At 34.7% G+C, this 23,383-nt stretch carries 20 protein-coding genes, 1 pseudogene and 1 other annotated feature; of the genes and pseudogenes, 15 read left to right on the top strand and 6 right to left on the bottom strand.

Features of this window, described 5'->3' with window-relative positions; all coding sequences use genetic code 11:
- The 6 genes from DN394_RS22375 to DN394_RS22350 form a co-directional block, all read left to right on the top strand.
- A partial coding sequence (locus DN394_RS22375; protein WP_149294243.1) for an HAD family hydrolase occupies positions 1-396 on the top strand: 396 nt, incomplete at its 5' end.
- A gap of 168 nt (positions 397-564) precedes the next feature.
- Positions 565-1,299, top strand: coding sequence for a LytR/AlgR family response regulator transcription factor (locus DN394_RS22370; protein ID WP_046954200.1), 735 nt, complete (start codon positions 565-567; stop codon positions 1,297-1,299).
- A complete protein-coding gene (locus DN394_RS22365; protein WP_149294242.1) occupies positions 1,299-2,615 on the top strand; it encodes a GHKL domain-containing protein in 1,317 nt (438 codons plus the stop codon). Before DN394_RS22370 ends, DN394_RS22365 begins: the two co-directional genes overlap by 1 nt.
- An 89-nt stretch (positions 2,616-2,704) precedes the next feature.
- Positions 2,705-3,382 carry a YhfC family glutamic-type intramembrane protease gene (locus DN394_RS22360; protein WP_046959787.1) on the top strand — a complete coding sequence of 226 codons (678 nt, stop codon included), beginning with the start codon at positions 2,705-2,707 and terminating at the stop codon, positions 3,380-3,382.
- 2 nt (positions 3,383-3,384) lie between these two features.
- On the top strand, positions 3,385-3,771 hold the full coding sequence (locus DN394_RS22355) for a DUF3887 domain-containing protein (RefSeq protein WP_097916705.1): 387 nt from the start codon (positions 3,385-3,387) through the stop codon (positions 3,769-3,771).
- A 105-nt stretch (positions 3,772-3,876) separates the two neighbouring features.
- Positions 3,877-4,188, top strand: a complete 312-nt coding sequence (locus DN394_RS22350; protein WP_000845551.1) for a hypothetical protein — start codon at positions 3,877-3,879, stop codon at positions 4,186-4,188.
- Positions 4,189-4,228: 40 nt separating this feature from the next.
- On the opposite strand, the gene DN394_RS22345 is transcribed toward DN394_RS22350, so the two are convergent.
- Positions 4,229-4,444 (bottom strand): helix-turn-helix domain-containing protein, encoded by a 216-nt coding sequence (locus tag DN394_RS22345; RefSeq protein WP_000974615.1) that lies wholly within the window; start codon positions 4,442-4,444, stop codon positions 4,229-4,231.
- A gap of 10 nt (positions 4,445-4,454) precedes the next feature.
- Positions 4,455-4,937: a DUF2975 domain-containing protein gene (locus tag DN394_RS22340; protein WP_000809088.1), complete on the bottom strand. Its 483-nt coding sequence runs from the start codon at positions 4,935-4,937 to the stop codon at positions 4,455-4,457.
- Between the two features lie 325 nt (positions 4,938-5,262).
- Between DN394_RS22340 and DN394_RS22335 the strand changes: the two genes are divergently transcribed.
- The 4 genes and pseudogenes from DN394_RS22335 to DN394_RS22320 all read left to right on the top strand — a co-directional run.
- A complete protein-coding gene (locus DN394_RS22335; RefSeq protein WP_149294241.1) occupies positions 5,263-6,924 on the top strand; it encodes an alkaline phosphatase in 1,662 nt (553 codons plus the stop codon).
- Positions 6,925-7,226: 302 nt separating this feature from the next.
- Positions 7,227-9,608 carry an immune inhibitor A domain-containing protein gene (locus tag DN394_RS22330; RefSeq protein ID WP_000727912.1) on the top strand — a complete coding sequence of 794 codons (2,382 nt, stop codon included), beginning with the start codon at positions 7,227-7,229 and terminating at the stop codon, positions 9,606-9,608.
- Positions 9,609-9,983: 375 nt separating this feature from the next.
- Complete coding sequence (gene desA, locus DN394_RS22325) at positions 9,984-11,015, top strand: Delta(5) desaturase DesA (RefSeq protein WP_116891975.1); 1,032 nt, start codon at positions 9,984-9,986, stop codon at positions 11,013-11,015.
- A 133-nt stretch (positions 11,016-11,148) separates the two neighbouring features.
- Positions 11,149-11,835: pseudogene (locus DN394_RS22320) on the top strand (RtcB family protein); the annotation flags it as partial.
- Positions 11,836-12,031: 196 nt separating this feature from the next.
- Here DN394_RS22320 and DN394_RS22315 read toward each other — a convergent pair.
- Both DN394_RS22315 and DN394_RS22310 read right to left on the bottom strand, forming a co-directional pair.
- Positions 12,032-12,379 (bottom strand): VOC family protein, encoded by a 348-nt coding sequence (locus DN394_RS22315; protein ID WP_098705401.1) that lies wholly within the window; start codon positions 12,377-12,379, stop codon positions 12,032-12,034.
- Positions 12,380-12,681: 302 nt separating this feature from the next.
- The gene (locus DN394_RS22310; protein WP_046954193.1) at positions 12,682-14,106 is read right to left on the bottom strand and encodes an amino acid permease; all 1,425 of its coding nucleotides are present in this window, start codon (positions 14,104-14,106) and stop codon (positions 12,682-12,684) included.
- A 266-nt stretch (positions 14,107-14,372) separates the two neighbouring features.
- Between DN394_RS22310 and DN394_RS22300 the strand changes: the two genes are divergently transcribed.
- Both DN394_RS22300 and DN394_RS22295 read left to right on the top strand, forming a co-directional pair.
- On the top strand, positions 14,373-15,122 hold the full coding sequence (locus DN394_RS22300; RefSeq protein ID WP_000250776.1) for an IclR family transcriptional regulator: 750 nt from the start codon (positions 14,373-14,375) through the stop codon (positions 15,120-15,122).
- Between the two features lie 75 nt (positions 15,123-15,197).
- On the top strand, positions 15,198-16,838 hold the full coding sequence (locus tag DN394_RS22295; protein ID WP_097916710.1) for a M20/M25/M40 family metallo-hydrolase: 1,641 nt from the start codon (positions 15,198-15,200) through the stop codon (positions 16,836-16,838).
- A 191-nt stretch (positions 16,839-17,029) separates the two neighbouring features.
- Here DN394_RS22295 and proC read toward each other — a convergent pair whose 3' ends face one another.
- Positions 17,030-17,848 (bottom strand): pyrroline-5-carboxylate reductase, encoded by an 819-nt coding sequence (gene proC / locus DN394_RS22290; protein WP_097916712.1) that lies wholly within the window; start codon positions 17,846-17,848, stop codon positions 17,030-17,032.
- A gap of 339 nt (positions 17,849-18,187) precedes the next feature.
- Positions 18,188-18,398, top strand: a binding site (T-box leader).
- 144 nt (positions 18,399-18,542) lie between these two features.
- On the opposite strand from proC, the gene proB reads away from it, so the two are divergent.
- Both proB and DN394_RS22280 read left to right on the top strand, forming a co-directional pair.
- On the top strand, positions 18,543-19,646 hold the full coding sequence (proB, locus tag DN394_RS22285) for a glutamate 5-kinase (RefSeq protein ID WP_098953513.1): 1,104 nt from the start codon (positions 18,543-18,545) through the stop codon (positions 19,644-19,646).
- 31 nt (positions 19,647-19,677) lie between these two features.
- Positions 19,678-20,925 (top strand): glutamate-5-semialdehyde dehydrogenase, encoded by a 1,248-nt coding sequence (locus DN394_RS22280; protein ID WP_149294240.1) that lies wholly within the window; start codon positions 19,678-19,680, stop codon positions 20,923-20,925.
- 49 nt (positions 20,926-20,974) lie between these two features.
- On the opposite strand, the gene DN394_RS22275 is transcribed toward DN394_RS22280, so the two are convergent.
- Entirely contained in the window at positions 20,975-22,168 is a 1,194-nt protein-coding gene (locus DN394_RS22275) for a NupC/NupG family nucleoside CNT transporter (protein ID WP_149294239.1), read from the bottom strand.
- 163 nt (positions 22,169-22,331) lie between these two features.
- Here DN394_RS22275 and DN394_RS22270 point away from each other — a divergent pair, with 163 nt between their 5' ends.
- On the top strand, positions 22,332-23,375 hold the full coding sequence (locus DN394_RS22270) for an ArsR/SmtB family transcription factor (RefSeq protein WP_000454540.1): 1,044 nt from the start codon (positions 22,332-22,334) through the stop codon (positions 23,373-23,375).
- Positions 23,376-23,383: the final 8 nt, after the last annotated feature.

Below are 23,383 nucleotides of genomic sequence, written 5' to 3'. Positions count from 1 at the left end.
CACGCAATTGATTATTATAAAATATCTAAAAAACAATTAAGTGAAATTGATGTATTAGAGAGTCGCATTATGATAGAAGATATAAAACCATTTGAAAAAGTGGAAGAGCTATTAAAGTTTGCCGATAAAAATGTCATTATGAAGAAATACTTCGTAGACATGGTTACAATTGACGATGGTTTCCCACGAAAACCGAACGCTTTATCTTATGATTATTTGCATAAAAAGCACAGTATTGATTTAGCTATTGGTGATAGAGAATTAGATTTATTACCTGCAAAAGAATTAGGTATTTCAACATGTATGTTTCAAGGGAACTGTGATGTAGCGGATTATTCTTTAGCACATTACTCGGAATTTTTTAAGGTAGTGATTGATAGAGAGGTTATTTTATAAATAATTTAAATAAAACCTCTACTTTTTGCTTGAAAGTAGAGGTTATTTTCTATGCTTTATAAAAATTAATACTATCTAGTACATAGAAGGAGATTAGTATAACAATTTGAATTATATAGTTATAGATAAATCTACAGATAAAAAGATTTCAATAAAGCGAGTGATCCCATGAGTATTTTTATTTTAGAAGATGATGTCATACAAGCACGGCAAATGAAGCGGTTAGTTGAAGAGGTTTGTGAGGAGTATATGTTGCCTTTTGATTTTATAGAGGTAACTAGTAAAAGTGAAAACATTATTACGAACATTCCTAAGGCGAGGTATGTCCCAATCTATTTTTTAGATATAGAGATAAAAAGAGAAGAACGTAAAGGGTTACAAGTGGCACAAGAGATACGAAAGTATGATACGCAAGGAATTATTGTGTTTGTAACGACGCATTCTGAATTTGCACCTATTTCATATCAATACATGGTATCAGCTTTAACTTTTATTGATAAAGGGTTGCCATACGAGGAGAGGCGTAACGTTTTTGAACAATGTTTACTCCAATATGAAGCGCGTAATAAGCATATTATTCCGCCCGATGACTTTATCGTTGAAAATAGTAATGCAACTGTGCGGGTTCCGTTTCATGAAGTTGAATATGTTATGACCGATGAACCGCACCGTTTAGCATTAGTGACGTTAGATCGAATTGTTTATTTTTATGGGACTTTAAAAGAAATTGAATTAGTAGATGAACGTTTATTTCGTTGTCATCAATCATATATCGTGAATACGAAGCAACTGTCTTCTTACGATGCGAAGCAAAAAATGATAGTTTTAAAAAGCGGGAAACGCATTCCAGTATCACGGCGCTTAGTGAGTAAAGTACGTAACATATTAAAGGGTGAGATGTAATGTATATTTATGATTTATTTGCAATACTGCTTACTAGTATGAGCCATACGTTTTTATATATTCAATTAATCCGGTACAATAGATTATCAGTTAGAATGTTAATAGCTTTAAGTGCAGTATTCATTATTTTACTTGCTATTGTCGTAACAGTAACGAGATATCCAGAATTGAATAGTACCATTGTGTTATTTCTAATAAGTTTAGGATTAATGCAAAATGAATTAAAACTTAAGCATAATGTATATTTTGCACTAGTGAGCATGGTGATTATAACGTTAGTAAAAATGTTGCTTTTCGATTTAGGAATGAAAATCTTTATGTTAACGCCATTCAATTTATATTTATGGACAGGAAGCATGATTCACCTTACCGTATCGACATTTACTTTTATCGGTATTTTTGTAGCCCGTAAAAGAATCCAAAAAATTGCTCAATATATAGTAGGTAGTCCGCTATACTATGTAACTTATATATTATTAATTGCCGGATTTATTATTGAACTAATTTTAACTCAGCCATCTTCTGCGTTATTAGCACAATTAAATCAACAATACAGTGAAGTAAGTTATATTTCAGCGATTATTATATTTTTATTATTACTAATCATTGTGCTAATAAGCTCACACTTATCGAAAGAAAAGTTACGAGAAGAGCACGAAAAACGTTTAGATAAAGAGTTATTAGATTATGTAGAGAAATTAGAGGATATGCACGATGAGCTTGCTAGTTTCCGTCATGATTATATGAATATATTACTATCGTTAGAAGAGGGCATACGTATAAAAAATGTGAAAGAAATTGAGCAAGTGTACTATGATGTTATAGCTCCTACGTTAAAAACAATAAATGATCATGAACTTGATATTGCGAAATTATCTCGCGTACATATCCCTGAAGTGAGAAGTGTATTAAGGGCGAAAGTTAGCACTGCCCAGCACCAACAAATAAAAATAATGCTCGATATACCAGAGAATATTGAAAGTGTTTCGATGACGGTTATTTCATTTATTCGCATCATTTCAGTTTTGGTAGACAATGCAATTGAAGAAGCAGTACATAGTGAGGAAAAGATATTGCAAATCGCATTCTTTGAAATGGATTCACGACAATATTTTATCGTGCGTAATAGTTCAAAGAGTGAAGCGATTGATTTGCAAAAAATTTATGAGAAAAACCATTCAAGTAAAGAGGGGGCTAGAGGATACGGGTTATTCTCATTAAAACGTATCATGAATAAAACAAATAATGCGACGTTAGAAACAACTTATGTACGTCCTTATTTCACGCAAACATTCATATTAAAAGAGATAAAATGACCATCTATGATGAAAATGAAACCGAATAGGAAAGAACTACATACTTTCTTCACTCGTTTTTATACACTTCAAGTAAGAGGTGAAGCGAGATGAATGGACTTATTTTTACAACAATGATTTGCTTTGGTTTACCGCTTGTAGCACTTTTATATGCTGTTTGGAAGAAACGCTATATTCCATATATGTTAGGTGTATTGGCTTTTGTTGTATCGCAAATATTGATCCGCATACCAATACTGAATTATGTAAATGGAACTAGCACAGATTTTCAAATGTTTTCAATAATGCAGCCTGTATTATTTGTACTTTTGCTTAGTTTATCAGCTGGAATTTTTGAAGAGATAGCTCGTTTTATCGCAATGCGTTATTTTATGAAGCAACGAGATTGGCAGTCTGGTTTTTTATTTGGAGCAGGGCATGGTGGTATTGAAGCGGTGTTGATAGTTGGTATCCCGGTAATATCCCTATTATTGTCACAAACAGTCATTCAAAATGGTGACAGTTATTATTTCGGCGGTATTGAGCGCATCTTCGCGATGGTATTGCATATTGGACTTTCCTTCATTATATTACAAGCTGTCGTCCAAAAGAAATTCCGTTATGTTGTCTATGCAATTCTCATCCATGGAACTGCAAATGCATTAGCTGGCATTATATCGCTATATGTACCAGGGAAAAGCGGGATCATAATGTCAGAAGTTTCAATAGCAATTTATGCTTTACTCGTTTTTAGTTATAGTTTCACTTTAAAAAGAAAGGGTGTATGAAAATGAGAAGAATGTTACTTATTATTATAAGTGCTATCGCGGCGTTCGCGCTTGCAGCATGTACCGGTAATAAAGTAGATGAAAGTACGTCAAAAAACTTTATTCCAAAGGCGGAAGAAATTGTATCATTACTAAATGAGGCGAAGTATAAAGACGTACACGAAAAATTTGATAGTAAAATGAAAGCTGGATTGCCAGAAGAAAAAATGAAAGATCTTACACCTGTAATTGAGAAAGCCGGTACGTTCGAAAAAATTGAGAAAAAATCGATTGAAGAAAAAGATGGTTCATATACTGTTATTCTTGTAGCGAAATATAGTAAAGAACAACGGACATTCATTATAACTTATAATAATAAAGAAGAAATAGCAGGTTTATATATTAACTAAAAACAGATACAGTGGAAGTTCTCGCTGTATCTGTTTTTTTATGTTAACCAAATTATGGATATTTATGCTAATATGAACTCATAGCTATAGAGAAGGGGTGTGAGTATGAAAACTGAAATAGTTCCTAAAAAGAAGTACAGCATAATAAGCTACATATCTTTACTCATCGGCATTTTATGTTTTCTATTCGTTTTTATAACGCCAACAAGGATAGCGAATGCAGGTAATATAGTGGGAGATTATATTACAGTCGCACTCACAGTTGCAGGAATTATACTTTCTATCATTACGATGACGAAAAAAGCAGAGAAGAAGGGGATTGCTATTCTTTCATTAATACTGTCCTCATCATTTTTTATATTTTGGATCATCGCAATTATTTTATTGTTTACTGGTCAAATTAGTTTTGCGCCGTAATATTTAATAAAAAGAGTCCTTCTCGTATGAAGGACTCTTTTTATTCGGTATCTTCCGGTTGATATTCTAAAATATCCCCTGGTTGGCATTCTAACGCTTTACAAATAGCATCTAAAGTTGTAATTCTAATTGCTTTTGCTTTTCCATTTTTTAATATAGAAAGGTTAGCCATTGTAATTCCAACCTTCTCTGAAAGTTCAGTTACACTCATTTTTCTTTTCGCTAACATTACATCAATATTAATTATTATTGCCATGTTATTCACCTCAGACCGTTAAATCATTTTCTGATTTTATATCTATCGCATCTTTTAAAAGTCTTTGGAGAACGGCAGCAAAGACTGCGATAACTATTGAAGCAAAGATAAGGATCATGCCAATTATTATAATACCTGGTGCATCATCTCTCTCTGCTACAAGATAGAAAAGCGGCATACCTACTACATATAATACACTAATTGTAATAGCACATTGTTTTATCTTTTTTAAAGCTCTAACAGATAATTTCGAGAAGGCGTTCCCCTTATCAATGTAGCTTACAAGTTTAAAGGCTTGATATAGAGCAAAATAAAAAGGTATCACCGTTGCATATAGATTGATTAAAACAAGATATTTTATATATGCAATATCCGGGTATAAGTCCGCTGTGTAATTCCCAATATTAGGAATTAAAAATATACACAAAGCAAAAACAGGAATACCGATAAGGATAATTGCTGTCTTTAAAAAGAGTGTTGATCCTTGTTTCATATAAAGCACCTCATTTTTAAATTATCATATTAATTTAACATAAATTTTATCGTTTAACAATAAATTCTTATTTATTTCAATCGGATTTTTATTGAGAAACAAATTTTAGTGAAGAGAATGATAAGACGTTTTTATAAAAAAGGTGTGGTCTCTAGTTATTTGAACATAAAAAGCTATGATATGTACCGTTCGTTGCTTTACTAATAAAAGAAAGTAAAGGTAATGATTGTTAGCTTCATGAAAATTGGGGACTAATAAAATATATATATAGGTTGTGGAAATCTTTTTGTATATAAATGAATGTGAAACATATGGAGGAACAACAATGTCGAATTTGAGTTTATTGATGAAGAGGTTACTGTTAGTAGGAACAATCACACTAAGTATGTTATGTACGGAAAGCATGATGAATTACCATACGGTGGAAGCTAAGGTGAAACAAGTAGAACGGCAACCGAAAAATGTAATCATAATGGTTATGGACGGAACGAGTTCTTCAGCAACGACATTAGCTCGCTTGTATAAAGGGAACCCACTTGCACTAGATGAAATTGTAACAGGAGGAGTTCGTACCTATTCGGCGGAATCAGCTATAACAGACTCAGCTCCAGCAGCTACAGCTTTAGCGACGGGGAATAAATCGAATTCAGGATATGTAGGTATATTACCTTCTATTGTAAGTTCACCTGGCTTAAAATCAATAAAAGAAGAGGACAAGTTACGGCCAGTTGCCAATGTTTTAGAAGGTGCCAAACGTACTGGTCGTGCAACTGGAATTGTTGCTACAGCTGAAATTCAGCATGCTACTCCCGCTGGATTTTCTGCTCACCATATTAACCGTAAGCGTTTTGACGTAATTGCGGAGCAGCAAGTGTATCAAAATATAGATGTCGTATTAGGTGGGGGAAAAGAGGCACTGCTACCTATAAAAAGAAAAGATGGTGAAGATTTAGTAAAGGTGATTCAAGACAAAGGATACGACTTTGTTGAAACGAAAGATGTATTATTGAACTCTAAATCTAAGAAAATTTGGGGCTCTTTCTCACATAATGCTCTTGCGTTTGATATGGATCGTGAAGCAACAAATCCGGAGCAACCAACACTTTCTCAAATGACGGAAAAAGCAATTCAAACACTATCAAAAGATAAAGATGGTTTCTTTTTATTTGTAGAGGGAAGTAAGCCAGACTGGGCAGCTCATGTGAACGATCCAATAGGGATGATTAGTGATGTATTAGCATTTGATAACGCAGTTGCAGAAGCATTGGAATTTGCAAAAAAAGATGGTAATACGATGTTAATAGCTGTAACTGATCATGGTAACAGCGGTATTTCTATTGGGAATGCGAATACGACAAAAGGCTATAATATTACGCCGGTCTCTGCATACATTGGTCCATTAAAAAAATCGAAAATGACACTTGAAGGTGCTACAAATAAACTAAAATCTGATTTATCAAATGTAGAAGATGTAGCTAAATTATACGGTTTGGACAATTTAACTTATGATGAAAAAGAAAGAGTAAAAGCAGCAAAAAAGAAATCGGATGTAGGTCCAATACTTACTACATTATTGGCCAATCATGCGAACATAGGCTTCACAACAGGAGGCCATACAGGTGAGGATGTGTTTTTATATTCTTACGGTCCTCAAAAGCCAAACGGTTTGATCCAAAACATAGACATTGCGAAGACGATGGCGAAAGCAATGGGCTTTAACTTAGAAGAAGTAACAAACAAATTATTTGTAGAGAGTGAATTAGCCTTTAAACGAAAAGGTGCAACAGTAACAATAGATAATACTGATGCAGAAAACCCGGTGCTCATAGTAAAACGTAATAATGTAAAAGCTCAATTATTTGTAAATAAAAATATAATTCGTATTAAGAATAAAGAATATGAATTAGGTAGTGTCGTTGTAGAAAGCAATGGCAAGTTCTATATACCAGAAGAAGCAATCCGCTTATTCATAAAGCATTCTCGTTAAAAAAATGCCAATTCCTTAGCAAGTACTTAGGAATTGGCATTTTTTGTGTAGATGAAATTTCATTCGAAAACAAGAGTAAAGGGAATCGCTGTTTCTACAAAAATATTCTCTACGTTTATAAGTTATTGTGAATGAGGATTTTGCAATATTAGACCTATTGCTATCATATATTTTTCGCCCTGCCTAAAAAAATATTTCTCAACATTCTCTTTGTTGAAAAAGATTGAATATTCGTATTATAACGAATATTATGTTGTTATCGGCAAAAAACGATAATTTGCAGACACTGGGGAGGAAATACATTGAAAAAGAAATTAAAACCATTAGCGGTATTAACAACAGCAGCAGTACTAAGTGGTACGTTTGCTTTTGGAGGTCATGCAGCGTATGCTGAGACACCAACATCATCTCTACCAATAGATGAGCACTTAATACCAGAGGAACGTTTGGCAGAAGCGCTGAAACAACGGGGAGTAATTGATCAATCTGCATCACAAGCTGAGACATCAAAGGCTGTCGAAAAATATGTTGAGAAAAAGAAAGGGGAAAACCCTGGAAAAGAAATCTTGACAGGAGATAACCTTACGCAAGAAGCTTCAGATTTTATGAAAAAAGTAAAAGATGCAAAAATGAAGGAGAATGAACAGGCGCAGCAACCAGAAGTAGGACCAGTTGCTGGACAAGATGCAGGATTGAATTCTAGAAAATTAAATGGAAAAGTACCTACTACACCAGCGAAGCAAGCTGAGTACAATGGAACTGTTCGAAAAGATAAAGTACTTGTTTTACTCGTAGAATTTAGCGATTTTAAGCATAATAATATTGATCAAGAACCGGGTTATATGTATTCTAAGGACTTTAATCGTGAACATTATCAAAAAATGTTATTTGGTGATGAGCCATTTACGTTATTTGATGGATCGAAGATTAATACATTTAAACAATATTATGAAGAACAATCTGGCGGAAGCTACACAGTTGATGGAACTGTAACAGAATGGCTTACTGTTCCAGGAAAAGCGTCAGATTATGGTGCGGATGCGGGTACTGGCCATGATAACAAGGGGCCTTTAGGACCAAAAGATTTTGTGAAAGAAGCATTAAAAGCAGCGGTAGCAAAAGGCATTAATTTAGCTGATTATGATCAATTTGATCAATACGATCAAGATGGTGATGGAAATAAAAACGAGCCAGATGGAATTATTGATCATTTAATGGTTGTACATGCGGGCGTAGGTCAAGAAGCTGGCGGCGGCAAATTGAAAGATGATGCGATTTGGTCTCATCGTTCAAAACTAGGCTCAAAGCCATATGCAATTGATGGTACAAAATCTTCAGTTTCAAATTGGGGCGGAAAGATGGCTGCATATGATTATACAATTGAGCCTGAAGACGGAGCAGTTGGTGTGTTTGCACATGAGTACGGTCATGATTTAGGCTTACCAGATGAATATGATACAAAGTATTCAGGGCAAGGTGAACCTGTTGAATCATGGTCCCTTATGAGCGGCGGTAGCTGGGCTGGAAAAATTGCGGGAACAGAGCCAACAAGTTTCTCGCCACAAAATAAAGAGTTTTTCCAAAAGAATATGAAGGGTAACTGGGCGAATATCGTTGAGGTAGATTATGATAAACTGCGCACAGGAATCGGTACTGCAACATTTTTAGATCAAAGTGTTACAAAATCAAAACGACCAGGAATCGTTCGTGTTAACTTGCCAGACAAAGATATAAAAAATATCGAATCAGCATTTGGTAAGAAGTTTTATTACAGCACAAAAGGAAATGACATTCATACAACACTTGAGACACCAGTATTTGACTTAACGACTGCAACGGATGCTAAGTTTGATTATAAGGCATTTTATGAATTGGAAGCGAAGTATGATTTCCTTGACGTAAATGCGATTGCAGAAGATGGAACGAAGACACGTATTGATAGAATGGGCGAAAAAGATGTAAAAGGCGGCGTAGATACAACAGATGGTAAGTGGGTTGATAAATCATACGATTTAAGCCAATTTAAAGGAAAGAAAGTAAAACTGCAATTTGAGTATGTAACAGATATTGCAGTAGCTTATAAAGGATTTGCGTTAGACAATGCAGCATTAACTGTAGATGGAAAAGTTGTTTTCTCTGATGATGCAGAAGGACAGCCAGCAATGACGCTAAAAGGATTTACTGTGTCTAACGGATTTGAACAGAAAAAACATAACTACTATATCGAGTGGCGAAATTACGCTGGGTCTGACACGGCGCTACAACATGCACGTGGTCCAGTATTTAATACAGGAATGGTTGTATGGTATGCGGATCAAAGCTTTACAGATAACTGGGTAGGCGTTCATCCAGGCGAAGGATTCCTTGGGGTAGTAGATTCTCATCCAGAGGCAATCGTAGGAACATTAAATGGACAACCAACTGTGAAGAGCAGTACGCGTTATCAAATTGCCGATGCGGCATTCTCGTTTGATCAAACGCCAGCATGGAAAGTAAATTCGCCAACCCGCGGTATCTTTGATTATAAAGGATTGCCAGGCGTTGCGAAATTTGATGATTCTAAGCAATACATCAACAGTGTTATTCCAGATGCCGGACGTAAGTTGCCGAAACTTGGATTGAAGTTTGAAGTAGTAGGTCAAGCTGAAGACAAGTCTGCAGGTGCAGTTTGGATCCATCGCTAAAATAAAATGAAAAGGAGCTGCCATAAGTCGGTGAAACCTGACTTATGGCAGCTCTTTTCTTCTTGTGAGAAAAAACTGTTACATAAATACAAATCGAAAAAAATTACCATTTTAAAAAATGAAAAGATGTGCAGAAGTGAAAAAGTCCTCTGCTTTTATATATATTTATTGGAAAAAATAGATGTTTCTTTTATAATTGAAATGCTCCATCAGTCCGATTATATAAGGTTTTTTGACCGTAAGTAATTTGTAAGTAATGAGTAAGAAAAAAGAGATTTTTATATTATATAATATTTATTACAGCTACTTTTAACACCTGATACTAATAGTATGCTATAATGTGAATTAGCAACATAAAGGAAAGGAATTAGACCAATGACATTAGAAAATACTAAAAATTTAAAAAAACAAGTTGCTCCGTATGAAAAATCAACGATTAAAAAAAGTGTGTGGCAACTTATTAACACAATTGTGCCGTTCATTATTTTATGGTACCTTGCTTATAAAAGTTTGTCCGTTTCTTATTGGTTATCGTTAGTTCCATCTCTGTTAGCCGCGGGTTTTATGACACGGATTTTCATTATTTTTCATGATTGTACCCATTATTCATTCTTTAAAAGTCGACCTGCAAATAGAATCGTAGGGACATGTATGGGTGTGTTAACTTTATTCCCGTTTGATCAATGGGGACATGAGCATTCTATTCATCACGCTACAAGTGGTAATTTGGATAAGCGAGGTACAGGAGATATTTGGACGCTTACAGTTGATGAATATTTAGCTGCTCCATTTAGACTGCGTTTAGCATATCGCTTATATCGCAATCCGTTCGTTATGTTTGGATTAGGTCCGATTTATGTTTTCTTACTTAAAAATAGATTTAACCGAAAAGGTGCTAGACAGAAAGAACGTATGAATACGTATTTGACGAATATTATAATCGTTGCTTTAATAGCTATACTTTGCTGGGCAATTGGGTGGCAATCGTTTCTGCTAGTGCATGGTACGATATTCTTAATAGCAGGTTCAGTAGGAATTTGGCTGTTTTACGTACAGCACACATTCGAAGATTCTTATTTTGAAGAGGATAAAGATTGGGAATATGTGAAAGCGGCAGTGGAAGGAAGTTCATTTTATAAACTTCCAAAAATCTTGCAATTTCTAACTGGTAATATTGGATTCCATCATGTTCACCATTTAAGTCCAAGAGTACCTAACTATAAACTAGAAGAGGCACACAATAATACGCTTCCGTTAAAAAATGTACCAACGATTACACTTGCTACAAGCTTACGATCACTCCGTTTTCGTCTTTGGGATGAGAAAAGTAACAATTTTGTTACCTTTAAAGAATTCAAAAAAATAATTAAAAACAATGTTTCTGTTCGAGTGAAATCTGAACTATAATTTCATCGTATATAAAAAACTCTCCTTAATCATTTTCGATTTAAGGGGAGTTTTTGTTTAATTATTATATGATCGATATTGAGGAGGAGGAATGCTTATGTGTAGGTATAAATATAAAGAGACAGTAATTATATTATGTAAACAAATAGCAGAGTATTACCAGAACTTCGCGTATGAACAACTAATTCATGTTACATCAATGAAGGATGAGATTATTAAGAGATTAACTAAAGAGGGGAGAGAAAAAGAAATACAAGAAACTTTACGTGGAATTAAGAAGCCACAGATTCGTAAAGAACTAGCTTATTTAGAAGGAGAAGGATTCAAAGATTATATGAATGACATGAATATAGCCCAAAAGTATGCTGAGTTCAATCGTAAAGCAATGATTGATGAAATTGTCACTAAAATGGATTGGAAAGTAACTGATCAATTTACTACAATACATAACTATATTGACATGGAAAATATGATTCTACGAAAAGGTGCTATTTCAGCTCAGAAAGATGAACGAGTAATTATTCCAATTAACATGAGAGATGGTTCAATTATTGCATTTAGTAAAGGTAATCCAGACTGGAACTTTTCTGGTCCGCACGGGGCAGGACGTATCATGAGTCGTAAGAAGGCTAAAGAATTATTGAGTCTAGAGGACTTCCAAAATACGATGAAAGAGGTTTGGACTACATCGGTAGTAGAGAGCACAATTGATGAGGCACCAATGGTATACAAGCCAATGGATGAAATTATAACAAATACAAAAGAAACGATAGATATAAAGCACATTATTAAGCCATTATATAATTTTAAAGCGAATTAGAAGGGATAAATAAGCAGCCAGAAAAAACTATTTTTCGTATTTTTTGTTTGGAAACAATCTAATCAAGGGAAGTAGTTTCATTTTATTGCGATGGGATAGAAAAAGTCGATTTCCTGTGGAGTTAAGAAATCGACTTTTTTATTTATTTTGTTGGATGAAAGCAACCGTTAGCTTAATAGCAACGGATTATAACCGTCTATTTCTCCCAAAGCTCAATTAGACGACCTTCAGGATCTTTAATCCAAATAAACTTTCCGAACTCACTAATTTCTTCTTTCTTTTCAAGAGGTACACCAATATGTTCAAGATGCTGTATAGTCTCATTCATATTATGTACTTGAAAATTTAACATAACTTGCTGTTCTGTTGGAAAATAATTATCATCTTCGGTAAAGAAAGAAAAAATAGTTTCATTTCCTAATTGGGGTTTAATCACAGTACCATTCCAATTGTCTATTTCAATTTTTAACACTTCACTGTACCATTTTTTTATAACATCAATATTTTTAGTTCTCCAAAATATTCCCCCGAAACCTTTTATCATCGTATATAACTCCTGTCTATTTAAAAATTTTTAAGTATTATATATTCAATATATCAAAACAGTAATAGTAAGGAAAATCAATAACGTATTAAAGGTTAAAAATCCAATTACTAGTATTGTAGTATTTACCGCATTATGGAAATCGGTATCATTTTTCAAAGAACTTGCAATCCAAGTAAAGATATATAGTATCACTGAATCGTATGAGGTAATGAATGAAAAGGGAATAGAACAAATGCCAATTATAAAAGACCGCATATGAAATGAAAGCCATGTGCGGTCTTTTATATATAAGTATAGTATTACATAGTCTCGCTAATTTTACTTTCACTATGAGTGTTAGTAGCAATTCTTTTCTTAACTTTAAAGTGATAGTAAGTATAACAAAAAATGATAAACGGTACAGTGCAATAGATTCCAAGTCGTTGTTCTGGGATAAAAATAAGACTGATTAATATAATGCCATACAATCCAAAACCAAGAATTGGTACAAGTGGATAAAGTGGAGTTTTAAATTTTAAGTCTTCTAATTTTCCACCGTCTGCTAAATAATGTTTACGGAAAAAGAATTGAGAGACACAAATTGACATCCAAACAATGATTGTAATGACGCCAGAAATGGAAATTAACCATAAGTAAACTGTTTCAGCAGCTACAACGCTTGTTAAAAGAGAAAAAGCAGAAATAGAAATTGTCAAAATTAAAGCGTTTAAAGGTATTCCTCGTGAAGATAATTTTTTTAAAAAGGCCGGAGCCATTTCATTTTTTGATAATGACCAAAGCATGCGAGTTGCGGCGTACAGTCCAGAGTTTGCGACAGAAAGAACAGCAGTAAGAATAACAAAATTCATAATATCAGCTGCATATGGAATACCGATATTATCAAATACAGCAACGAATGGGCTCTTTGTTAATCCTGCTTCTTCCCAAGGAATTAAAGCAACAAGAACAAAGATTGCTAAGACGAAGAAAAACATCGTGCGCCATATAATATTTCTAATAGAACGAGGTAAAGTTTTTGCTGGATCTTCACTTTCACCTGCTGCGATTCCGACAAGTTCTGTACCTTGGAAGGAATAATTGACTGTAACCATTGTTAATAGAATAGCTGCAAGTCCATTTGGGAATAAACCGCCATGATTTACGAAATTTGATAATAAAGGGGCTGGTTCGTCGCCTTTTAAGTCAATAAAACCGAACATAGCGGCACCGCCAAGGATAATAAAAGCTATAATGGCAGATACTTTTATACTTGAAAACCAAAATTCTGTTTCTGCATAACTACGAGCAGATAATGCGTTAATAGTGAAGATAGTAACGCCAAATATTAAACACCAAACCCAAACAGGAATATCAGGAAACCAGCGCTGCATTGTAATGCCGGCAGTTGTAAATTCAAGACCGGTCGTATTCGCCCAGCTTAGCCAATACAACCATCCGATTGTAAAGCCAGTTGCAGGATTGATGAACTTAGTTGCATATTCCTGAAAAGAACCTGAAACAGGCATGGCTACAGCAAGTTCACCAAGACAAAGCATAACGAAATACATTAATAATCCACCAGCCATAAAGGCAAGTACGGATCCACCAGGTCCAGCTTGACTTATAATAAAACCAGATCCGTTAAATAACCCCGTTCCAATCACACCACCGAGTGCAATCATGAATAAGTGTCTACTTTTCATCGTACGTTTTAATTCATTGTTTGTATTACTTACTTGCGTCATTGTTTTCCTCACTTTCGTAGTTGATAGAATAAAATTTGATGTTTTTCCGTATTGTGGAATGTATTCCGTGATGTGAAATCTTGTTATAATTTTCAGATAATTAAAAAGAAAAGTCAATATTTTTTTGTTCGCGCTTACAAATTGTTATCAGTGGCATTTTTTATTTTTAGAAAATTGAATAATTAGATTGATTTCATTTTGAATTTTTGTTAAATTGATAGGTAATTGAGCGTACTAACATATTACAATTCAAGTTGAGGTGAGTTATGGTACAGTCCATTGATCGAGCGATAAGTATTATAAAGTTGTTAAATTCTACTAATGAAAAAGAGTATTGGGCTATTTCTGATATAGCGGACAGAACACATCTCCCAGTTAGTACAGTACATAGATTACTTAACTCTTTAATCGAGCATGGGTTAGTTACGCAAATTTCAGAAACGAAACAGTACAAAATTGGGCCAATGTGGATGGAAGTAGGATTACGTCAACTGGAGAAGGTAGACTACAGATCGGTTGCAAGAGAAGTGATGAAGCGATTGGCCTCTGAAGTGGAAGAAAGTGTTTATTTGAACATTCCAAATGGAACACATTCTATTATCATTGAAAGAATGGATAGCCCTTTAAAAATTCGAGTTATTGATAACTTAGGGGAACAAATTCCACTTTCAATTGGTGCCGCAAATAAAACGATGCTTGCCAATATGAAAACGAATGAAATGGAACATATTGTAGAACATTTACTTTCTTCATTACCAGAACAAAAGCACATTCTTTTAGATCAAATAAAGCAAATAAAAACTGAAGGATATGCGGTAAGTTATGGTGAAAAAACAGAAGGGACAGCTTCAGTAGCTGCACCTATTATCGGATTTAATCATAAAGTAGTAGGAGCATTAAGTGTTGGGTTAATTAGTCATCGCATAAATGATGATCGACTATCTTTTCTTATTAGTAAGGTAAAACAAGCAGCTCATGAAATATCAATAAAAATCGGCAGTACATCAGAACTATAATTTTGATAACTGTCGTCATTTTTTATTCATATACTGGAATTCATTTTCACAATGCGGAAAAATAGGGGGATTTATATGTCAAAGTGGCAATCAAAAGAACAATTGATTCAATTATTAAGCAGTCTTGTTGAAATTCCTAGTATTACAGGTACAGAAGCTGAAGTGATATTGCCAGACTTTGTTGTGGAACAATTATCTGATTTACAGTACTTCAAAGAAAACCCGCATCATTTGCAAAAAAATCCGACGGGGGACGGACGATATTTTGTTACAGCCCTAGTGAAGAAAAGCGATAGTACAAAAAATACCGTAATTCTAGTTAGTCACTTTGATGTTGTAGATGTGCAAGATTACGGAGTTTGGAAAGAAGATGCATTTAATCCTAAAAAGTTAACATCTATGTTTTATTCTCATAAAGATGAATTACCAGATCATGTACGTGAAGATATAGAACAAGGAGATTGGCTGTTTGGCAGAGGAACAATGGATATGAAATGCGGCCTCACATTACAAATGGCAATGATTGAGCAAGCTTGTGAAGGCAGATTTGATGGGAATGTTCTTTTATTAGCTGTTCCAGATGAAGAAGTAAACTCTGTAGGGATGAGGGCTGCTGTTCCAAGACTACTAGAGTTAGCAAGAGAACATGACTTGGATTATAAAACAGTATTAAATTCAGAGCCTATGTTTTCACGACATCCTGGTGACCAAAATAAGTATATTTACACTGGTTCTATTGGTAAAGTGTTACCTGGATTTCTTTGCTATGGTAAAGAAACACATGTAGGTGAACCATTTGCAGGTTTAAATGGGAGTTATATGGCTGCTTTATTAACGGCTGAATTAGAATTGAATACGGACCTTTGTGATGTTGTAGAAGGAGAAGCAAGTCCTCCGCCAACTAACTTACTTCAACGGGACTTAAAGGAGGATTATTCTGTACAAATTCCGCATCGTGCAGTCACATTATTCAATTTGTTTTTACTAGAAAAAACGATGACAGATGTCGTTTCATTGTTACGTCAAAAAGTAACGAAAGTAGCAGAGAAAATAGAAGAATCATACGAGAAGCAAGCATATCGTTTTTCTAAATATAATCCGTTTATACCGCCTAATATGAAAGTAAATGTTTTAACGTATGAAGAGCTTATCGCTTATGCAATTGAACAACATGGGCAAGAGAAAATAGATGATATTCAATCTAGTATAATAAAAAATAGAGAAGATAAAGATGATCGTGCGGTAACAATTGATTTAGTAGATAAACTATCTATTTTATGTAAAGAAAAGGCGCCGATGATTGTACTTTTCTTTGCTCCACCATATTATCCAGCTGTAAGTTCACGCAACAATCCGTTAATTAAAGATGTAGTTGCAGAAATGGAAAAGTATGCTCACTACAATCATAATATTACATTTGAAAACCAAAACTATTTTGGAGGAATTTCAGATTTGAGCTATGTGGGCTTACAGAATCCACTAGATTCAATGAGTTCACTTGTAGACAATATGCCATTATGGGATAAAGGTTATTCGATTCCACTTCAGGATCTAGAAGAGTTTGACGTTCCGGTATTAAATATGGGGCCGGTAGGAAAAGATGCACATCAATGGACAGAACGTTTAGATGTAAATTACGCATTTGAAACGCTATTAGATATGTTACCGAAATGCATTGAAAAATTATTAGTTTCTAATAAAATTACACAAGCGTAGTAGGGAATAAGGAAGGGATAAAACTAAAATCTCAAAAGAAGATACAAATGAAATTATTGTAGTATAATCAAAAGAACGGACAAACTCAAGTATCTATGAGTTTGTCCGTTTATCATTTAGTGCAAGCGAGAGAGTATGTAATCCACCGTTTTCTAATTAAATTCATAGCTAACGTGATCTCTTTTATAGTTTTACTTTTTCGTTTGACCAGATAGTTCAACAGACTTTTGTGTACAGCGCTGCATTGCTGAAATAATTGCAGTTCGTAATCCTTTTTCCTCTAATGTTGCTACAGCTTCTATCGTTGTTCCACCAGGAGAACAAACCATATCTTTCAATTCACCTGGATGTATTCCTGTTTCTAGTACCATTTTTGCAGAGCCTAACACAGCTTGAGCAGCGAATTTATATGCTTGATTTCGTGGCATACCATCTAATACAGCTGCATCTGCCATCGCTTCAATAATCATATATACGTATGCTGGTGAAGAACCACTTACAGATGTAACAACGTCCATTAATTTTTCGCTTACAATCTCTGATTGACCAAAGCTATTGAAAATGTTTAGTACATCTTCTAAATCTTTTTCTGTTACCATTTCATTTGGGCATAACGCAGACATTCCTTCTCCAACAAGAGCAGGGGTATTAGGCATTACTCGTATAACTTTTAATTTCTTATCAAAAGATTCCTCTGTACTTTTGATGCTTTTTCCAGCAGCGATCGTTACGACGATAACATCGTTTTTGATCACTTCTTTTATTTCGTTAATTACTGATGCGTATAAGTCTGGTTTAATTGATAAAATTAAAATATCAGCATTTTTAGCAACTTCATTGTTGTCAGTAGTTGTAGTTAGCCCATATTTTTCATTAGCATGTTTTAAATTCTTAGTGTTTAAATCCGAACAAATAATATTATTTGCAGACACTATTTTTTTGTGTAGCATCCCACCAATCATAGCCATTCCCATATTTCCGCAACCGATGAATCCAATTTGTTTATCCATAATAACTCAATCTTGCTCCTTTTATAATAAATTATATCATTTCGAAATTGCTATCTTAAAATAACAATAACATCTTTATGTAATATAAAGAAACATTCTAAGAGAATATATTCCTTTTTGCAACACTAAAAGATAAAAATCAATTATATTCGACATTATGTAAATATATACATTGTAATTTAAGGTATTATGTTTATGAATATGAGTTAAACTTATATCGATTTGTATTTTCATTCAGTAGGTCAATAATTTCATGCAAGTAACTTGCTGCGCTATTTATTTTTAAAAATACTTCTTGACACCAAATCAAACTATATCGCATAATATAAAAAATTAAACCGAAAATCGTTGAAGGGAAATAGTACATATGTCTTCTTGCGAAAGAGAGTGGAATTCACCGGCTGAAAGATTCCTCGTATAGAATATATCGAACCTATCCCTGAGTCTTAAATGAAAGTTTAGGCGTTCGCCTGCGTTATAGGCGCCAAGTGGATATCTATGTATATCAATTAAGGTGGTACCGCGGAACAATGACCGTTTCGTCCTTTTTATTTTATTAAGGGCGAAGCGGTCATTTTTATTTTGCTCTTAAATAGGTTAGGCGCAGCATTGAAAAGAATAGAATCGCTGCAAGCTATATGAATAGAAGTGTAATTTATAAAAAACTTTGATTTTAGACTTGGGGGATAAAAAAGTGAAAAAACAACGAATTGTTGTAAAGATTGGGAGTAGTTCCTTGGCAGATAGTCACGGAGGCATTTCTAAAGAACAACTTTCAGATCACGTTGCCGCATTGGCTCGATTGAAAGAGGAAGGGCATGAAGTTTTGTTAATTACATCTGGGGCTGTCGCTGCAGGTTTTTCGGATCTGGGATATCCTACCAGACCTGTGACGATTAAAGGAAAACAGGCTGCTGCGGCTGTTGGACAAAGTTTGTTAATGCAGGCGTACACGGAGGCATTTCGTAAATATGGCATCGTTACAGCGCAACTATTGCTGACGAGAAGTGATTTTTCTAGAAAAGAACAATATAGTAATGCTTACGCTACTTTAGGAGAGTTACTAAACCGTTCTGCTCTACCAATAATTAATGAAAATGATTCCATCTCATTAGAGGAGCTGACGTTCGGTGATAATGATATGCTGTCAGCTTTAGTAAGCGGACTTGTTTCGGCAGATATGCTTATGATTTTTACGGATGTGAACGGTTTATATGACAAAAATCCACAGAAAAATGCGGATGCGAAAAAATATTATTTCCTTCCTGAAGTTACGGAAGAGATTGCTTCTCTTGCAGGAGATGCTGGGTCCAAACTTGGGACTGGCGGTATGAAATCAAAAATTGATGCTGCGAAGACAGCACTTTCTCTTGGCGTGAGTGTATTTATCGGAACAGGACGTGGACAAGAGAAGTTTGTAGATGTTTTGAAGGGAAAAGGTGATGGTACGTATGTCGGAAATGCCCCTCAAAAAGAGATGAAGATGAACAAGCAATGGATCGCGTTGCATTCGCTTGTTAGCGGACAAATTGAAGTAGACGCTGGAGCAGCTACTGCTATCATTCAGCATGGTAAGAGTCTTCTTCCTGCTGGCGTTACAAATGTTTCAGGATTTTTCCAAGTTGGCGATGTCGTAGAAGTAATGACGCAACAAGGGCGCGTAATTGGAAAAGGACAATGCACATATAGCGCAGAGGAATTAAGAGAGATAAAAGGTATGCAAAGTCAACATATTCAAGCAAGAGGCGAAAGGCATAATTATGAAGTCATTCATAGAGATTATTGGGTGTCACTTTAAGAGTAGTGATGTTAAAAAGGAGGAAATGAAGATGAATGAAGTGTTGGCAAAGGGAAAAAAAGCGAAAGAAATTGCTAGAGAACTTGTACTAAAATCTACAAGTCAAAAAAACGAAGCACTTGCTGTAATTGCTGAAAGGCTAATAGTAGAAACAGCTTATATTGTAGAGGAAAACAAGCGTGATATCGAAGAAGGTAAGGCAAAAGGATTTTCTGATTCACTCCTTGATCGACTTATGCTAACTGAACAACGAATTGTTGATATGGCAGAGGGAATTAAGCAGTTAATCGGATTACGTGATCCAGTTGGAGAACGTGTAAGTGAATGGGAGCGACCAAATGGACTATCTATTCAGGAGATGCGTGTACCACTTGGTGTTGTTGGGATGATTTATGAGGCAAGGCCAAATGTAACAGTAGATGCTGCTACAATTTGCTTGAAAACAGGAAACGCAGTTATATTACGTGGTAGTTCTTCTGCTATTAATTCTAACAAAGCTATTGTTGAAGTTATTCACCGAGCGCTTAAACAAACAAGTTTGCCAGAAGAAAGTGTGCAGCTTATAGAAGACACAACACGGGATAGCGCAAAGCAGTTGTTTACAATGAATGATTACCTAGACGTTCTGATTCCAAGAGGTGGCAAACAATTAATTGATACTGTAGTGAGAGAAGCTTCTGTTCCAGTACTTGAAACAGGTGCAGGAAATTGTCATATTTTCATTGATGAAACAGCGAATAAACAAATGGCAATTGATATTATTATTAATGCAAAAACGCAGCGTCCATCTGTATGTAATGCAATTGAAACGATTATACTACATGAGAAGTGGGCGCAGCAATTTGGTAGCGAGTTGTTTTCTTCTTTGAAGGAAAGAGGCGTGGAACTACGTGGTGATCAAAGAGCATTGGCAATTGATTCTTCAATTGTACTTGCTTCAGAAGAAGACTGGGAAACAGAATTTTTATCTCTCACACTGGCAGTTAAAGTAGTTTCTTCTATAGAAGAAGCGATTTATCATATAAATACGTATGGATCTATGCATTCCGAAGCGATTATTACAGAGGACGAGGAAAACGTCAATAAGTTCTTCACATCTGTTGATGCGGCTGCACTGTATCATAATGCATCAACTCGTTTTACTGATGGATCTGAATTCGGATTTGGAGCAGAAATTGGCATCAGTACACAAAAGCTACACGTAAGGGGACCGATGGGACTTCCTGCATTAACTTCTACAAAATATGTGATTCGTGGAAATGGTCAGATTCGAAAATAATAATAAAAGACACTCAATTCGATTGGGTGTCTTTTATTATAAAGATTATTTACCATACAAATAGCCCAACAAGCATAGCGCTTAATAAGGAAACTGCCATCCCGCTAACGAGAAGCTTCCAAACATTTTTACCGATAATGGCTGATTTTTCTCCGCCAAATAATGAATTGTAAGTTCCGTAAATCATACCTACTGTACTAAAGTTAGCAAAAGAAGCTAGAAATGTAGTTGCAACTGCAATCGTATGTGGTTGTAAAGACTTTAGGTTCGATTTTAAATCCATCATTGCAACAAATTCATTCGTCGTTATTTTAATCCCCATTAATTCAGCTACATACATCGCATCACTGCCCGATAAACCGAGTAAAAAAGCAAAGGGGCTAAAGATAATGGAGAAGATTTTTTGAATTGTTAAACCTGTGACGAAAAAGCCTAAAATTCCATTTAAACATGCAGTTAATGCCACATAACCAATTACCATAGCTAAAATAACGATAACCATATTCATCCCGACTAACATACTGTTTGAAATAGTAGAAAAGAAATCCTTTTTTTCATCTTTTGAAGGTGTATATACGACATCATCTTCTTTCGTAACTTCTACAGGATTTAATACATTGGCTAAAATTAATGCGTTAATACAGTTTAAAGGGATAGCGCTGAAAATATATGTTGCTGGAACCATTGATAAATAGGCGCCAAGAATGGATCCGCTAACGCTACTCATACTCATAATTCCAAAAGTCAGCAAACGATTTTCTTTTAAAACGGATAACTGATCACGAACAACCGCAAGTGCTTCGGTGTTTCCTAAAAACATCATTTGAATCGAAAAGAAACTTTCTAACTTTGGTAAACGAGAAATCTTTGAAATAACTGCACCTACTTTATCAATAATCCAAGTTAAGATCCCAAAGTACGAAAGAATATCGAAAAAAGTGATAACGAAAATGATAGGAAGTAATGCACTAAAGAAGAAATCAATGTGTGCACTGTCCATAGCGGAAGGAAAGGCAAACCGAATACCTTCATTCGCACACGATAGTAGCCAACTGAAAAATGACGCGATTTTATTAATGATAATACTGCCGAGCTTCGTGCCTAACATAAACCATGTAATAAAGAGCTCCAATATGATTAGAATAACGATTGGTCTCCATTTTATTTGTTTTTTATTAGGCGAACATAGGAAAACGATTAATATTACAACGAAAATTCCTAACATATTTAATATAAAATGCATATCAACAACTCCTCGAGGCTTATTATTTGTATATAAAAAAGCTCCTATTCTTCTTAATTTAGAATGAATGTGTTTCAACTAAAATTTTATTAATTCTAAAAACATAGAAGGTAAAATTCGATAAAAATAGAATTTAATATATAGTAAACAAGGAGGGGATAAAATGGAGGTCTATCACATAACGAGTAGAAAGAGGGAAACTTACCATGTTCAAGTGAAGTATTCGATACTTTTCGAATGTGCACTTGGCATTGCGGCAATTACTCATAAAAGGTTAATCGATACCCTTGAAAAGAGTCAAAATGAATGGGAAGAAATTAAGGAATCATTAACAGAAGAAATGAGAGAGCACTTACAGTTTGTAGAAGAACATAATACGTGGAAAGCGTTACTTCAGTTGTTGTATAAAGAGGATTTTCAGGACTTAGCACAGTTTCATGCTAAAATCGATTCGCTTTCAGAAGTAGATTTGAAATATATATGCTTACCGTTTTTAGGCGAGAAGTATGAAAAGAAAAGACATTTAGCAGCAAGTGGAGACGTAACTGCAATATATGAACTAGAGGAGCTGACACAAGATCATCAGTTTTTCTCTACGTATATTCGTTTTATATGTAATATCGATGTGCAAAAACTAAAGGACCATTTAGAAGCCGTTATGACAGGGTGGTATGAGAGTGTTATTCAGAAAGAGGAGGAGCAAATACTTTCTATATTACAAAGAGATTATGAAGCGAAAAATGAAATGAATAAAAAGATGAAACCAGAAGAGTTTGTCGAGTGGGCGACTGGTGGTGTGAACTATATGCCAGAACCAAGTGTTCATTATGTACTTCTTATCCCGCAAATGACGTACAGACCGTGGAACATTGAGGCGGATATTGAAGATACGAAAGTATTTCATTACCCAGTCGCAAACGAAAGCATCCATCCTGAAGATCTATATGAACCGAATTATTTTTTAGTTCAAAAACATAAGGCACTTGGGGATGAAGCGAGGCTACGCATTGTAAAAATGTTGTTCGAACAAGAACGGACTTTGCAGGAAATTACAGAAAGACTGCAACTCGGTAAATCGACAGTACACCACCATTTGAAATTGTTACGTGCAGCGAAGTTAGTTGATATACATGAGGGGAAATATGTATTGAGAAAGAAAGCAGTACAGTCGTTAGCGAAAGAATTAGATGCGTTTTTAAATAGATAATACGCAAC

The organism is Bacillus sp. BB081, from assembly GCF_008368895.1.
GTDB classification, from domain to species: Bacteria; Bacillota; Bacilli; order Bacillales; family Bacillaceae_G; genus Bacillus_A; species Bacillus_A wiedmannii.
The sequence above is the reverse complement of the archived record's forward strand: the minus strand, read 5'-3'. Positions and strand labels throughout refer to the sequence as shown.

Coding starts and splice junctions, on each gene's coding strand:
- DN394_RS22315 (WP_098705401.1), bottom strand. CDS start 12,379: ATGATAAAAGGTTTCGGGGGAATATTTTGGAGAACTAAAAATATTGAT.
- DN394_RS22335 (WP_149294241.1), top strand. CDS start 5,263: ATGTCGAATTTGAGTTTATTGATGAAGAGGTTACTGTTAGTAGGAACA.
- DN394_RS22270 (WP_000454540.1), top strand. CDS start 22,332: ATGGAGGTCTATCACATAACGAGTAGAAAGAGGGAAACTTACCATGTT.
- DN394_RS22370 (WP_046954200.1), top strand. CDS start 565: ATGAGTATTTTTATTTTAGAAGATGATGTCATACAAGCACGGCAAATG.
- DN394_RS22365 (WP_149294242.1), top strand. CDS start 1,299: ATGTATATTTATGATTTATTTGCAATACTGCTTACTAGTATGAGCCAT.
- DN394_RS22300 (WP_000250776.1), top strand. CDS start 14,373: ATGGTACAGTCCATTGATCGAGCGATAAGTATTATAAAGTTGTTAAAT.
- DN394_RS22360 (WP_046959787.1), top strand. CDS start 2,705: ATGAATGGACTTATTTTTACAACAATGATTTGCTTTGGTTTACCGCTT.
- DN394_RS22275 (WP_149294239.1), bottom strand. CDS start 22,168: ATGCATTTTATATTAAATATGTTAGGAATTTTCGTTGTAATATTAATC.
- DN394_RS22345 (WP_000974615.1), bottom strand. CDS start 4,444: ATGGCAATAATAATTAATATTGATGTAATGTTAGCGAAAAGAAAAATG.
- DN394_RS22340 (WP_000809088.1), bottom strand. CDS start 4,937: ATGAAACAAGGATCAACACTCTTTTTAAAGACAGCAATTATCCTTATC.
- DN394_RS22280 (WP_149294240.1), top strand. CDS start 19,678: ATGAATGAAGTGTTGGCAAAGGGAAAAAAAGCGAAAGAAATTGCTAGA.
- DN394_RS22355 (WP_097916705.1), top strand. CDS start 3,385: ATGAGAAGAATGTTACTTATTATTATAAGTGCTATCGCGGCGTTCGCG.
- desA (WP_116891975.1), top strand. CDS start 9,984: ATGACATTAGAAAATACTAAAAATTTAAAAAAACAAGTTGCTCCGTAT.
- DN394_RS22295 (WP_097916710.1), top strand. CDS start 15,198: ATGTCAAAGTGGCAATCAAAAGAACAATTGATTCAATTATTAAGCAGT.
- proC (WP_097916712.1), bottom strand. CDS start 17,848: ATGGATAAACAAATTGGATTCATCGGTTGCGGAAATATGGGAATGGCT.
- DN394_RS22350 (WP_000845551.1), top strand. CDS start 3,877: ATGAAAACTGAAATAGTTCCTAAAAAGAAGTACAGCATAATAAGCTAC.
- DN394_RS22310 (WP_046954193.1), bottom strand. CDS start 14,106: ATGACGCAAGTAAGTAATACAAACAATGAATTAAAACGTACGATGAAA.